We start from the raw sequence: 12,778 nt of genomic DNA, 5'->3' as shown, positions 1-12,778 counted from the left end.
CGGGCGGAAAGGACCGGTCAGGCGGTGAGCGCGCGCTCGAGGTCCTCCAACTGGTCCTCGACGTCCTCGATGCCCACCGAGAGCCGCACCAGGTCCACGGGCACGGCCAGCGCAGTGCCCTTCACGGAGGCGTGCGTCATCTCCGAGGGGTAGCAGATCAGGGACTCCACCCCGCCCAGGCTCACCGACAGCGAGTACAGCCGGGTGCCCTCCGCCACCGCCCGGGCCGCGGCCTCCCCGCCGGTCAGCCGGAAGGAGACCATGCCGCCGAACCCGCGCATCTGCGCGGCGGCGAGCGCGTGGCCGGGGTGCCCGGGCAGCCCGGGGTAGAGCACCTGCGCGACCTCGGGGCGCTCCAGGAGCCACTCGGCGATCCGCTGCGCGTTGTCCTGGTGGCGCTCCATCCGCAGGCTCAGGGTCTTGAGCCCGCGGGCGGCCAGGTAGCTGTCCTGGGGGCCCGCCACGGCGCCGGCGGCGAACTGCTGGAAGCCGACCGCCTCGGCGAGCGGGGCCCCGCGCCACTGGGCCGTGCCCACGACCACGGCGCCGCCGAGCACGTCCGAGTGCCCCCCGATGTACTTCGTGGTGGAGTGCACCACGGCGTGCGCGCCGAGCTCGAGGGGGGTCTGCAGGTACGGGGACGCGAAGGTGTTGTCGACGACGAGCAGCGCCCCGGCGTCCCGGGCCAGCTGCGCCCACGCCGCGACGTCGGCGATGCCGAGCAGCGGGTTGGACGGCGTCTCGAGCCACAGCACCTTCGTGGCGCCGGGGCGCACGGCCGCCCGGACGGCGTCGAGGTCCGTGATCTCCACGGGCGTGTGCCCGATGTCCCACGGGGCGAGGACCCGGGTGATCAGCCGGTTGGTGCCGCCGTAGCCGTCGGCGCCGAGCACGATGTGGTCGCCCGGGCGCAGCACGGCGCGCAGCAGGGCGTCCTCTGCCGCGATCCCCGAGGCGAACGCGAACCCCCGCTCGCCGCGCTCCAGGGCCGCGAGCTGCTCCTCGAAGCCGCTGCGGGTGGGGTTGGAGCCGCGGCTGTACTCGTGCCCGGCGCGCAGCACGTTGATCCCGTCCTGGGCGAACGTGGAGGTCTGGTAGATCGGCGGGATGACCGCCCCGGTCAGCGGGTCGGGCTCCTGGCCGGCGTGGACGGCGGTGGTCGTGAAGCCCCGGTGGCGGGTGCGGGTCTCGGTGGGGGACGTCATGGCGGGGCTCACTTCCGGGTGGTCTGGACGGCGGTGACGACGGTGTCGAGGGCCTGGCCGAGGTCGGCCACGAGGTCCTGGGGGGACTCGAGGCCGATCGAGAGCCGGATCGTGGTCTCGGCGATCCCGCCGGCCCGGCGCTGCTCGGGGGTCAGGCGGCAGTGGGTCATGGCCGCCGGGTGGGCCACGAGGCTGCGGGTGTCCCCGATGTTGGCGACCAGCTTGAACAGCCGGAGCGCGTCGATGAACGGGCCCACGGCGCCGTCCGGGGCGGCGAGGTCGAAGGAGAACACGGAGCCGGTCCCGCGCGGGAAGTCCCGGGCCGCGATCCCGGCGCCGGGGTCCCCGGGCACGCCGGGGTGGTGGACGCGGGCGACGGCGGGGTGCCCGGCCAGGAACTCGGCCACCGCCAGCGCCGAGGCCGTGTGGCGGGCCACGCGCAGGTCGAGGGTCTCGGTGCCCTGCAGGATCTGGCTGGCGTTGAACGGGGAGAGCGTGGTGCCGAGGTCGTGCACGTACTTCGCCCGGACCAGGTGCAGGTAGGGGCTGGCGGCGGCGCACTTGTCGACGAGGCTGAGTCCGCCCCAGCGGGCGCGGGCCTGGGTGAACTGCGGCCACTTGTCCGGCCGGGCGGACCAGTCGAAGGTCCCGCCGTCCACGACCGCCCCGGCGAGCGCGTTGCCGTGCCCGCCCAGGAACTTGGTGGCCGAGTGCACCACGATGTCCGCGCCCTTCTCCAGCGGCCGGTACAGGGCCGGGGACGCGAGGGTGTTGTCGACGACGACGGGCACGCCGGCGGTCCGGGCGACGTCGGCGATCCCGGGCAGGTCCGGGAGGGTGGCCAGCGGGTTGCCGATGGACTCGAGCAGGAACGCGCGGGTGTCGGGGCGCACGGCCGCGGCCCACGCCCCCGGGGCGGTGGGGTCCACGAAGGAGACCTCGATGCCGTAGTCAGCGAAGGAGTCGGTGAGCAGGTCCACCGTGCCCCCGTAGAGCTTCTCGGAGGCCACGAGATGCTTCCCGGCGCCCTGGCCGAGCAGGGCCAGCAGCGCCACGGCCACGGCGGACTGGCCCGAGCCGGTCGCCACGGCGCCCGCGCCGCCCTCGAGGTCGCTGATCCGCTGCTCGAGCACGGCCACCGTGGGGTTGCCGGTGCGCGTGTAGGTGAAGCCTGCCCGGGTCTGGGCGAACATCTGCCGGGCCGCCTCGTAGTCCGGGAACTCGAAGGCCGCGGTCTGGTAGATCGGCACCGTCAGGGTGCGCTGGACGACCTGGTCGTGGGTGCCGGCGTGGATCTGCCGGGTCGCGAGGTCGTGGTCGGTCACGGGGATGGACATGGCGCTGCTCCTGTGCCTTGCTCTTACCCGCACCGGTCATCCGCGCGGGCCCGGTGGGCACGCCGCGGAAGATGCAGGCCGCTTCCTCATCCGAACCACCCAATGAGCATGGGGTTGGTGCGTGACCAAGTCGGAGCTTGGCGGTCACGTCTCGTGAAGCTGGAACAACACTATGCGCAGAGGTAGTGGGTGTCCCTCCGCGTCGGAAGATGACGACCGTGACGGTTCGTGACGCCGGCCGTGCGCGCCGGGCCCGGCGCGGGGCCGGCGCGTCAGGCCCGGGTGTCGATGTCCTCGAAGATCAGGAACGTCTGGGTGTCCACCACGCCGGGCAGCTGCTGGACGTGCTCGAAGATCACCTGCCGCAGGTGCACGGTGTCCACGGCCCGCACGAGGAGCATGACGTCGAAGTTCCCGCCCACCAGGGCGATGTGGTGCACGGCGGGGATCGCCTGGAGCTGGGCGCACAGCTCCCGCCAGGTGTTCTGCTGGAGCTTGAGCGTCACGTACGCGGAGGCCTGCAGGCCCGCCCGGACCGGGTCGATCACGGTGCTGAAGCGCAGGATCACCCCCTCGTCCCGGAGCCGGTTGATCCGGGCGTAGGCGTGGGCGCGGGAGACGTGCACGGCCGCGGCGATCGCCGTCACGGACTGCCTCGCTTCCCGGGACAGCTCCGCGAGGATCTTCCGGTCGGTCTCGTCCAGCGGCACGGGGGTCGAGGGCACGGCGGGCTCCTTCGGGGCGGGTCGGGCGCGGGGCCCGGAACGTGTCGGACGAATGCGTGTGCTCCACGCCACACTAGAACATTTCGTCCACGCGCGGTGCACTGTCCGTCTCAGACTTCTGCATTTTCCCCGCTCTGTGGATACGAACCATGCCCGGTTCCCATACTGGGGAGACAGAGCCGCACCACCTTCCTGCCCTCCCCGGACCGCGGCCGCACCGGGGACCGACCGAGGGGACACCATGAGCCAGACCGTCGAGACCCCCGAGGACCCGATCCTCCGGGCCTCCCAGAGCTTCGGCATCACACCGGAGCAGTACATGCTCCCGGCCCGCGGCGAGATCCGCATGGTCGACCCGAGCGGGCGGCTGCTCGCCCCCGAGGAGCAGGGCACCGGCCCCGGCCACGAGTACCCGCTGCCGGCCCCGGACGTCCTGCTGGGCGCCTACGAGAAGCTGGTGGTCGGGCGGCGGGTCAACGACCAGAACTCCGCGCTGGTCCGCCAGGGCCGGATGGCCGTCTACCCGTCCAGCCACGGCCAGGAGGCCTGCCAGGTGGCGGCCGCCCTGTGCCTCGAGGAGGGCGACTGGCTGTTCCCCACCTACCGGGACACCGTGGCGGTCATGACCAAGGGCGTGGACCCGATGCAGGTCATGGCGATCTTCCGCGGCGAGTGGCACAGCGGCTACGACCCGCACGAGCACCACGTGGGCATCCAGTCGACCCCGCTCACCACCCAGCTGCTGCACGCGGTGGGCGTGGCCCACGCCGCCAAGCTGCGCGGCGAGGACACCGTGGTCCTGGCGATGTGCGGGGACGGCGCCACCAGCGAGGGCGACTTCCACGAGGCCCTGAACTTCGCGGCCGTGTTCAAGCTGCCGGTCGTGTTCTTCGTGCAGAACAACGGCTACGCGATCTCCGTGCCCCTGTCCCAGCAGTCCGCGGCCCCGAGCCTCGCCCACAAGGCGGTCGGCTACGGCATGGCCGGCGAGCGCGTGGACGGCAACGACCTTGTGGCGCTGCTCGCCACCCTGCGGCGCGCCGTGGACCTGGCCCGCTCCGAGTCCGAGCCCCTCCTCGTGGAGGCGCACACCTACCGCATGCAGGCGCACACCAACGCCGACGACGCCACCCGCTACCGGGACGACGCCGAGGTGCAGGAGTGGATCGCCAAGGACCCGGTGACCCGGATGCGCGCCTACCTCGGCGCCGAGGGCGTGCTCGACGACGCGGCGGAGCAGCGCATCGCCGCCGCCGCCGAGGACGTCGCCTCGGCCCTGCGCGACGGCATGAACGCCGACGTGGAGATCGACCCGCTCGAGCTGTTCCGCCACGTCTACACCGAGCAGACCCCGCAGCTCGCCGAGCAGGAGCAGTTCCTGACCGCCGAGCTCGCCCGAGAGGAGACCGGACAGTGAGCACCCTGCACGCCCCCGCCCCGGCCGGCGAGGCCCCGGCGGTCAAGCCCGCCACCTTCGCCCAGGCGCTCAACACCGCCCTGGCCGACGCGCTGGCCGCCGACCCCGCCGTCGTCGTCTTCGGCGAGGACGTCGGCACCCTCGGCGGCGTCTTCCGCATCACCGACGGGCTGACGAAGCGCTTCGGCCGCACCCGGTGCTTCGACACCCCGCTGGCCGAGTCCGGGATCGCCGGCATGGCCGTGGGCATGGCGATGAACCGGATGCGCCCCGTCATCGAGATGCAGTTCGACGCCTTCGCCTACCCTGCCTTCGAGCAGGTCGCCTCGCACATCGCGAAGATGCACAACCGCACCCGCGGCGCCGTGCGCCTGCCGATCGTCATCCGGATCCCCTACGCCGGCGGCATCGGCGGCGTGGAGCACCACTGCGACTCCTCCGAGGCCTACTACGCCCACACCCCCGGGCTGAAGGTGTTCACCCCCGCCACGGTCGAGGACGCCTACCTCATGCTGCGCGAGGCGATCGACTCGGACGACCCCGTCGTGTTCTTCGAGCCCAAGAAGCTCTACTGGTCCAAGGCCCCCGTGGACCTGGCCGAACTGAGGGACCGCTACGAGAACGGGGCGCCCGAGCGCCGGGAGGGCCGCGCCGTCGTCGCCCGCGCCGGCGAGGACGCCACGCTGCTGGCCTACGGGCCGTCCGTGCCGACCGCCGTGGCGGCCGCCGCGGCCGCCGCCGCCGAGGGGCGCTCGCTCGAGGTCGTGGACCTGCGCAGCATCGTCCCGTTCGACGACGAGACGGTCGCCGCGTCGGTGCGGAAGACCGGGCGCGTGGTGGTCGTGGCCGAGGCGCCGGGCTTCGCGTCCGTGGCCGCCGAGATCGTGGCCCGCGTCCAGGAGCGCTGCTTCCACTCCCTGGCCGCGCCCGTGCGCCGCGTGACCGGGTTCGACATCCCGTACCCGGCGCCCAAGCTCGAGGAGCACTACCTGCCGAGCGTCGACCGCATCCTCGACGCCGTGGACGACCTGCAGTGGGAGGACTGACCATGACCGTGAAGACGTTCACCCTGCCGGATCTCGGCGAGGGACTGACCGAGGCCGAGCTGGTGAGCTGGCTCGTCCAGGTGGGCGACACCGTCGCCGTGGACCAGCCGATCGCCGAGGTGGAGACCGCCAAGTCCGCCGTGGAGGTGCCCTGCCCCTTCGCCGGGACCGTGCACCAGCTGCACGGCGCCTCGGGGCAGACCCTCGACGTCGGCGCGCCGCTGATCTCCGTCGACACCGGGGACCGGGCCGGGACGCCCGCCCCGCAGGGCGGCGGCCCGAAGGGCGGGCAGTCCTACCGGGAGGAGGAGCGCGCCGGGGCGGACCCCGCGGCGGCCGCCGAGGCCTCCGACGACGACGCAGGATCGGGCAGCGTGCTCATCGGCTACGGCACGCCCGCCGGCGGCACGGCCGGACGCCGGCGCCGGCCGAAGCGGGCCGGTGCCACCGGCCCGGCCGCCTCCGCCGCCCGGCCGGTCCCCGAGCCTGCCCCCGCGCGGGCCGCGGAGCAGGCCGCGGCCCGGGCGGCGCAGGCCGCGGGTGCCGCCCACGACGCGATGGCCTCGGCCCCGCGCCTGGCGCCCACGGTCGTCTCGCCGATCGTGCGCAAGCTCGCCAAGGACCGCGGGGTCGACATCTCCACCGTGCGCGGCTCGGGCCCCGGCGGGCTCATCCTGCGCCGGGACGTGGTGACCGCGGCGGCCGCCCCCGCCGCACCGGCCGCGCGGGAGAGCACGGCCCCGACGTCGTCGGCCCCCGCCCCGGTGCCGTCCACCACCGCGGCGCCGTCCGCCGTGGACGCCCGCACGGGGCTCGGGGTCGCGGAGCGGGTCCCGGTCTCCGGGATCCGCAAGGCCATCGGGCAGGCCATGACCCGTTCCCGCGCCGAGATCCCCGAGGCCACCGTCTGGGTGGACGTGGACGCCACGAGGCTGGTGGAGCTGCGCGCCGGGCTCAAGGCCCAGGACCCCGCGACCGCCCCGGGGCTCATGGCGCTGATCGCGCGGTTCGTGCTCGCCGGCCTGGCCCGCCACCCCGAGCTCGCCACGCGGATCGAGACCCTCGAGGACGGCAGCCAGGAGATCGTGCGCTTCGACGGCGTGAACCTCGGCTTCGCGGCGCAGACCGACCGCGGGCTCGTGGTGCCGAACATCCGCGGCGCGCACACCCTGAGCGCCCGCGGGCTCGACGCCGAGCTCCGGCGGCTCACCGAGCTCGCCCGCTCCGGGAAGGCCGGGCCCGCCGAGCTGTCCGGCTCCACGTTCACCCTCAACAACTACGGGGTGTTCGGCACGGACGGGGCCGCGGCGATCATCAACCACCCGGAGGTCGCGATCCTCGGGATCGGCCGGATCATCGACCGCCCGTGGGTGGTCGACGGGCAGCTGGCCGTCCGCAAGGTCACCCAGCTCTCCCTCGCGTTCGACCACCGGGTGTGCGACGGCGGGGCCGCCGGCGGCTTCCTGCGCATGGTGGCCGACGCGGTGGAGAACCCGGTGTCGGTGCTCGCGGACCTGTAGCGGCCCCCGGTCCCGCCGCCGCCCGCGAGGGGTCGCGTCCGGCGCACCCCCATCGCGAGGGGTCGCGTTCGGCTGGTATCGCGGTCACTTGTCGACAGAACGCGACCCCTCGGCAGCGGCGGAGGCGGAACGCGACCCCTCGGTGCGGGGGCCGGTGGTTCAGCGCCGGTCGGCCGGGGTGTCCCGGCGGGAGGCGGCGGGGTGGTGGCGGGCGCCGAGCAGGTGCGGGCCCAGGTCGGCGACCGTCTCGGCGCCCATCAGCTGCATGCTGATCCGCACCTCCTCGGCCAGCAGCTCGATCGCCCGCTCCACGCCCTGCTGCCCGCCGGCCATCAGCCCGTAGAGGTAGGCCCGGCCGATGAGGACGAAGTCCGCTCCGGCGCACAGGGCGGTGATCACGTCGGCGCCGCTCATCACCCCGGAGTCGAGGATCAGCTCGACGCCCTCCCCCACCTCGTCCCGCACCTCGGGCAGCGCGTGCAGCGAGGCGGGGGCGCGGTCCAGCTGGCGGCCGCCGTGGTTGGAGACCACCAGCCCGTCGGCCCCCGCGGCCAGGGACTGCCGGGCGTCGTCCCGGGTCAGCACGCCCTTCACGAAGAGCTTCCCCGGCCACACGGAGCGGATCCACTCGAGGTCCGCGTAGGACAAGGTCGGGTCGAACATCGAGTTCGTGATGGTGGGCAGGTCGGCGCTCGTGCTCGAGAGGGACGCGAACTTCAGGGAGTCCGTGGTGAGGAAGTTGAACCACCACTCGGGCCGGTAGGAGGCGTCGGCCACCGTCCGCAGCGTGATCCTGGGCGGGATGACCATGCCGTTGCGCACGTCCCGCAGCCGCTGGCCCGCCACCGGGGTGTCCACGGTGACGAGCAGGGTGCCGTAGCCGTGGGCCGCGGCGCGCTCCAGCAGGTCCCGGGACCGGGCCCGGTCCTTCCACAGGTACAGCTGGAACCAGCGGGTGGCGTCCGGTCCGGCCGCGGCGACCTCCTCCAGCGAGCGGGTGCCCATGGTGGACAGCGTGAAGGGGATGCCGGCCTGCTCCGCCGCACGGACTCCCCCGATCTCGCCCTCGGCGTGCATGAAGCGGGTGAAGCCGGTCGGGGCGATCCCGAACGGCAGCGCGGACCGCGCCCCGGCGATCGGCGTGGACAGGTCGGGAGCGGCGATGCCGTGCAGGATCCGGGGCAGCAGCTCGACCGCGTCGAACGCCTCCCGCGAGCGCCGGCGGGTCAGTTCGCGCTGGGCGGCGCCGTCCGCGTAGTCGAAGGCCGGGCGCGGGGTGCGGCGGCGGGCGATCCGGCGCAGGTCCCAGAGGTCCGCGGCCCGGGCGAGCCGGGCCGCGCGGCGGTCGAGGGCGGGGGTCTCGAACTGCAGGAGCGGGCGCAGCTCGGACCACTGGGGCAGACGCCGTTCCACGGCGGACCTCCTGACGGTCGGGGTGTTCCCGACCACACTACGTCGGAGGCCCCGACGACGCCGGGGGCGGTGCGCCGTTCAGTCGGTCTCGGGGCCCGCGCAGTACGGGCAGTCCTGCTCGACGTCGGCCCAGCTGTGCCGCCCGCCCCGGAGGAGCGGTGCCGCCGGTCCGCGGCCGGCGGCGCCGTCCGGGCGCGAGGAGGTCCGGGGGGAACGGGGCGGGAGCAGGTCGACGGTCATGGTGCAGTCCTCCGGGAGGGTGGTGGCGGGCGGGGCGTCGCCCAGTCCCTCCAGTATCGGGGGCGTCATCCGTGCGGAACAGCGATGTTTTCCCATGCTGATCCGTCAGCCCCGCTGATGATTTCTGCCGGGGTCGCCAGCCCGGTCACGAGATCCCGGGGACGTGCCCCGGGAGGCGGCCCGCGCTCAGAGGCCGGTGAGGACGTCGAGGGCGGTGTCCAGGCCCTGCTCCGCCCGGACCGCGCGCCCCACGCGCTGCGCCCGCTCCCGGCGGGCGAGGGCGTCGCCCACGGCGGGGACCAGGGCCTCCGCCGTCAGCGACCGGCGCGGGATGGGGGCCGCGGCGATGCCGAGCCGGTGCAGCTGCCGGCCCCAGAAGGGCTGGTCGACGAGGAAGGGCACCACCACGGACGGGACGCCCGCACGGGCCACCGCGTGCACCGTCCCGGCTCCGCCGTGGTGGACCGCCACCGCGGCGTCCGGGAGCAGGGTGCCCAGCGGGGCGGCCGGCACCACCAGCACGTCCTCGCCGCGGCGGTCCGGCGGCAGGGACAGACCGCCCCAGCCCGTGACCAGGAGGGTCCGCAGCCCGTGGGCGCGCGCGCTGTCCACGACCGTCCTCCCCCGCGCGGACGGGTCCCCGGCCGCCATGGACCCGAAGGTCGCCACCAGGCACGGCCCGCCCCGGACGAACTCGGCCACCGCCGGGTCCGGGGCGGGGGCGGCCGCGCCGGGGTGCCAGGCACCGGTCAGGTGCACCCGGGCCGGCCAGTCGGCGGGCCGGGGCAGCAGCTGCGGGCTGATCCCCATCAGCGTGGCGCGGGAGGGTGCGGGGTGCCGGGGCGCCCGGCCGCCGGGCAGCTGCCGGCACGCGTGCTCGACGTCCCGGCGGAACAGCCGGGCGCCGCCGCGGGGCACCGCGTAGGTCGCCCGGTTGAACCGCCCGAGGTCCTTCGAGACCGTGGGCCCGCCCGGTGCGGAGAACTCCCGGGTGGGCGTCGCCACGGGCACGAACTCGGCGAGCGCGCGGGGGACGCCGAGGGCGTCGGCCACGGCCGGCGCGCTGAGGATCAGCGGGTGGTGCAGGACCAGGTCCGGGTCGAACGCCAGGGTCTCGCGCACCGCCGCGGAGAACATCCGCCGCATCCCGGGGCGGACCTCCGCGCGGACGTGGTGCACCGCCGCCCGCGGGGAGGCCCCGGGGGCGTCCATCAGCCGGTGGAAGTCCACGTCCAGGCCGACGGTGTCGATCCCGGCCAGGTCCACCCCGGAGTTCTCCGGCACCCCCAGCCGGACCCGGTGGCCCTGTGCGGCGGCGTGCCGGGCCAGGGCCGCGAAGGGCTCCACGTCGCCGCGGGTTCCGGAGGTCAGCAGCATCATGCGCACCCCCACAGTCTGCCCCGCGGCGGGACGGCGCACGAACGGACCGGCGGAGCACCCCGGGACCGCCGGGGCCCGCCGCCGCACCGGCCCCGGAACCGACGTAGTGTGGGGTGCACCCGGACCCCCGGGTCACCTGACGTCCGAGGAGGTCCGCCGCCGTGCCCCAGGCCGGATTCGCCCCCGCGCTCCAGCGGATCGTGCACATCTCGCGACCGGTGCTCTGGATCAACGCCCTGGGCACCGGCGTGGTGGGCATGTGGCTGGCGGGCTCGCTCTGGCAGTGGGAGGCGCTGCCGCTGCTGCTGTGGCTCACCCTCCCCTTCAACCTGCTGATCTACGGCGTCAACGACGTCTTCGACCAGGACACCGACGCCCTCAACCCCCGCAAGGGCTCGCTCGAGGGAGCCCTCATCCGGTCCGAGGAGGTGCGCACGATCCTGACCGCGGTGCTCGTCACCAATGTGCCGTTCGTCGTCTGGTTCGCCGTGACCCTGCCCCCGGCCGCGCTGGGCTGGATCGCGCTGTACGTCCTGGTCTTCGTGTTCTACTCGGCCCCTCCCCTGCGCTTCAAGGCCCGGGCATACCTCGACTCCCTGAGCAACGCCGCCTACGCGCTGCCGCTGGTCTTCGTCGCCCACGCGCTCGGGGCGGCCCCCGTGTGGCCCGCGGCCCTCGGCCTGATGGCCTGGAGCGTGGCCAAGCACGCGTTCGACGCCGTCCAGGACATCGAGGAGGACCGCGCGGTGGCCATCACGACGACGGCGGTCCGGCTGGGCGCGCGCGGGACGGCCCTGTGGAGCGGCGGCTGGTGGGCCGTGTCTACGCTGGGCTTCGCGCTGGTCAGCCTCCCGGTGGCCGCGGTCAACGCGCTCATCGCCGGGTGGCTCGTGGTCTCCCTCCTGCGGGACCCGAGGCCGGGGACCGGGCACCGGCTGTACCGGTACTCGATCGCGTTCCCCTACGTCGCCGGCGCCGTGGCCGGCGTGCAGCTGACGGTGGCGCTGTTCTTCGGGCTGTACCCGTGAGCCGCGTCGTCGTCGTCGGCGGGGGGATCGGGGGGCTGACCTCGGCCGTGCTGCTCGGCCACGCCGGTCACCGCGTCACCCTCCTCGAGGCCGCCGACCACCTCGGCGGCAAGAGCCGCCGGCTCGAGGCCGAGGGGCAGCGCCTGGACACCGGACCGTCCCTCTTCACCTTCCCGGGGGTGTGGGAGGAGCTCCTCCGCCGCCTGGACCGACTGCGGGACGCCGGCACCGCGGGAGCCGGAGCGCCGAGGGCCGAGGAGACCGCCGGGCTGGAGCTGGAGCGCCTGCCCGCGGTCGGCACGTACTACTACCGCGGCACCCGGTGCGAGCTGCCCGTCCCGCCCGGGCACCCCTGGCACGCGGCCTGGACCCGATTCGAGGCCGAGCACGGCGTGCTCGGCCCGGACATCACCCGGCTGCTGACCACCGACGTGCTGGACCGGGCGGCCTATCCCGCGCTGGGCCGGCTCGGGACGCTGTACGGGCGCCGGCTCACGACCCGCGACTACCTCGACAGCCTCACCTGGATGCCGGAGGGCCTGCGCGAGGTCATCGCCATCCACACCCTCAACGCCGGTGTCGGCCCGGCACGGACCCCGGCCCTGTACGCGAGCATGCCCGCCGTCATGGCGCGCGACGGCGTCTGGATCCCCCGGGGCGGGGTCTACGAGCTCGTCGAGGCGCTCCGGCGCCTCGCCGTGGACGCCGGGGTCGAGCTCCGCACCGGGGAGCCGGTGACCTCCGTCGCCCGCCGGCGCGTCCTGACCGCCCGGGGCGCGTACCCGGCCGACGCCGTCGTCAGCGGGCTCGACGCCCACCGGCTGGACGGGCTGCTCGCCGGGCGCGCGCCCCGGGCACCGCGCCGGCTCAGCTGCTCGGCGATCGCGGTCTACGCCGTGCTCGACCACGAGCTGCCCGAGGGGACGCCCCGGCACGGGGTGATCATGCCCGACCGGCCCGCCGACCTCTACGCCGACCTGGAGGCCGGGACCGAGCCCGAGCAGACCATGGCCTTCGCCAACCACTACCCGGCGCACGCGGGCCACCCCAACAGCGCGGCCACGCTCGCCCTGCTGCTGACCGCGCCGGCCAACGGGAAGTCCTACACCCTCGAGGACCCGTTCGTCGCCCGCGAGCTCGAGCGCACGGCGCGGGTGCTCGGGCTGCCCGGACCGCTCACGGACCGCTTCCGGAGCGCGGAGATCCTGGACCCCGCGTACTTCGCCGCGCACGGCTCGGCAGGAGGGGCGCTCTACGGCGCCGTGCGTCCCGCGTGGCGCAGCGGCCCGTTCCACGCCCCGGCCCACACGAGTCCGCTGCGGCCGTGGCTGTGGCGGGTGGGCGCCTCCGTGCACCCGGGCGGCGGGCTGCCCGCGGTGCTGGGCGGCGCCATGATCTCGACCGACAAGCTGCTGAAGCGCCTCGGGTAGGGCCGGAGCCCCCGGCAGGTCCCCGCCCCGGGCCGGG

The 12,778-nt window shown here is 74.9% G+C and carries 11 protein-coding genes and 1 riboswitch; of the genes, 5 read left to right on the top strand and 6 right to left on the bottom strand.

Annotation, left to right across the window (positions count from 1 at the left end; all coding sequences use genetic code 11):
• Positions 1 to 17 precede the first annotated feature (17 nt).
• The 3 genes from RF640_RS15190 to RF640_RS15180 all read right to left on the bottom strand — a co-directional run bounded on the left by RF640_RS15190 (position 18) and on the right by RF640_RS15180 (position 3,267).
• Positions 18 to 1,205: a cystathionine gamma-synthase gene (locus RF640_RS15190; protein WP_109221295.1), complete on the bottom strand. Its 1,188-nt coding sequence runs from the start codon at positions 1,203 to 1,205 to the stop codon at positions 18 to 20.
• A gap of 8 nt (positions 1,206 to 1,213) precedes the next feature.
• Positions 1,214 to 2,542, bottom strand: coding sequence for an O-acetylhomoserine aminocarboxypropyltransferase/cysteine synthase family protein (locus RF640_RS15185; protein WP_109221296.1), 1,329 nt, complete (start codon positions 2,540 to 2,542; stop codon positions 1,214 to 1,216).
• A gap of 37 nt (positions 2,543 to 2,579) precedes the next feature.
• Positions 2,580 to 2,701: riboswitch (SAM riboswitch) on the bottom strand.
• Between the two features lie 113 nt (positions 2,702 to 2,814).
• On the bottom strand, positions 2,815 to 3,267 hold the full coding sequence (locus tag RF640_RS15180; protein ID WP_109221297.1) for an Lrp/AsnC family transcriptional regulator: 453 nt from the start codon (positions 3,265 to 3,267) through the stop codon (positions 2,815 to 2,817).
• 241 nt (positions 3,268 to 3,508) lie between these two features.
• Between RF640_RS15180 and RF640_RS15175 the strand changes: the two genes are divergently transcribed.
• The 3 genes from RF640_RS15175 to RF640_RS15165 are packed head-to-tail and all read left to right on the top strand — an operon-like array spanning position 3,509 to position 7,250.
• A complete protein-coding gene (locus tag RF640_RS15175) occupies positions 3,509 to 4,684 on the top strand; it encodes a thiamine pyrophosphate-dependent enzyme (RefSeq protein ID WP_109221298.1) in 1,176 nt (391 codons plus the stop codon).
• A gap of 5 nt (positions 4,685 to 4,689) precedes the next feature.
• Entirely contained in the window at positions 4,690 to 5,730 is a 1,041-nt protein-coding gene (locus tag RF640_RS15170) for an alpha-ketoacid dehydrogenase subunit beta (RefSeq protein WP_217905355.1), read from the top strand.
• 2 nt (positions 5,731 to 5,732) lie between these two features.
• Entirely contained in the window at positions 5,733 to 7,250 is a 1,518-nt protein-coding gene (locus tag RF640_RS15165) for a dihydrolipoamide acetyltransferase family protein (protein WP_109221299.1), read from the top strand.
• Positions 7,251 to 7,409: 159 nt separating this feature from the next.
• On the opposite strand, the gene RF640_RS15160 is transcribed toward RF640_RS15165, so the two are convergent.
• The 3 genes from RF640_RS15160 to RF640_RS15150 form a co-directional block, all read right to left on the bottom strand.
• On the bottom strand, positions 7,410 to 8,663 hold the full coding sequence (locus RF640_RS15160; protein ID WP_109221300.1) for an alpha-hydroxy acid oxidase: 1,254 nt from the start codon (positions 8,661 to 8,663) through the stop codon (positions 7,410 to 7,412).
• 78 nt (positions 8,664 to 8,741) lie between these two features.
• Positions 8,742 to 8,972, bottom strand: a complete 231-nt coding sequence (locus RF640_RS15155; protein ID WP_368828344.1) for a hypothetical protein — start codon at positions 8,970 to 8,972, stop codon at positions 8,742 to 8,744.
• Positions 8,973 to 9,089: 117 nt separating this feature from the next.
• A complete protein-coding gene (locus tag RF640_RS15150) occupies positions 9,090 to 10,283 on the bottom strand; it encodes a glycosyltransferase (protein ID WP_109221301.1) in 1,194 nt (397 codons plus the stop codon).
• Positions 10,284 to 10,444: 161 nt separating this feature from the next.
• Between RF640_RS15150 and RF640_RS15145 the strand changes: the two genes are divergently transcribed.
• Entirely contained in the window at positions 10,445 to 11,311 is an 867-nt protein-coding gene (locus RF640_RS15145) for a UbiA family prenyltransferase (protein WP_017834834.1), read from the top strand.
• Positions 11,308 to 12,741, top strand: a complete 1,434-nt coding sequence (locus RF640_RS15140; protein WP_109221302.1) for an NAD(P)/FAD-dependent oxidoreductase — start codon at positions 11,308 to 11,310, stop codon at positions 12,739 to 12,741. The genes RF640_RS15145 and RF640_RS15140 overlap by 4 nt, the downstream gene beginning before the upstream one ends.
• Positions 12,742 to 12,778: the final 37 nt, after the last annotated feature.

It is taken from the genome of Kocuria sp. CPCC 205231 (genome assembly GCF_040980965.1).
Classification (GTDB): Bacteria; Actinomycetota; Actinomycetes; order Actinomycetales; family Micrococcaceae; genus Kocuria; species Kocuria rosea.
The sequence above is the reverse complement of the archived record's forward strand: the minus strand, read 5'-3'. Positions and strand labels throughout refer to the sequence as shown.

Bases quoted from the DNA above. Each gene is read 5' to 3' on its own strand.
- RF640_RS15190 (WP_109221295.1), bottom strand. From the start codon at position 1,205: ATGACGTCCCCCACCGAGACCCGCACCCGCCACCGGGGCTTCACGACC.
- RF640_RS15185 (WP_109221296.1), bottom strand. From the start codon at position 2,542: ATGTCCATCCCCGTGACCGACCACGACCTCGCGACCCGGCAGATCCAC.
- RF640_RS15155 (WP_368828344.1), bottom strand. From the start codon at position 8,972: ATGACGCCCCCGATACTGGAGGGACTGGGCGACGCCCCGCCCGCCACC.
- RF640_RS15165 (WP_109221299.1), top strand. From the start codon at position 5,733: ATGACCGTGAAGACGTTCACCCTGCCGGATCTCGGCGAGGGACTGACC.
- RF640_RS15150 (WP_109221301.1), bottom strand. From the start codon at position 10,283: ATGATGCTGCTGACCTCCGGAACCCGCGGCGACGTGGAGCCCTTCGCG.
- RF640_RS15175 (WP_109221298.1), top strand. From the start codon at position 3,509: ATGAGCCAGACCGTCGAGACCCCCGAGGACCCGATCCTCCGGGCCTCC.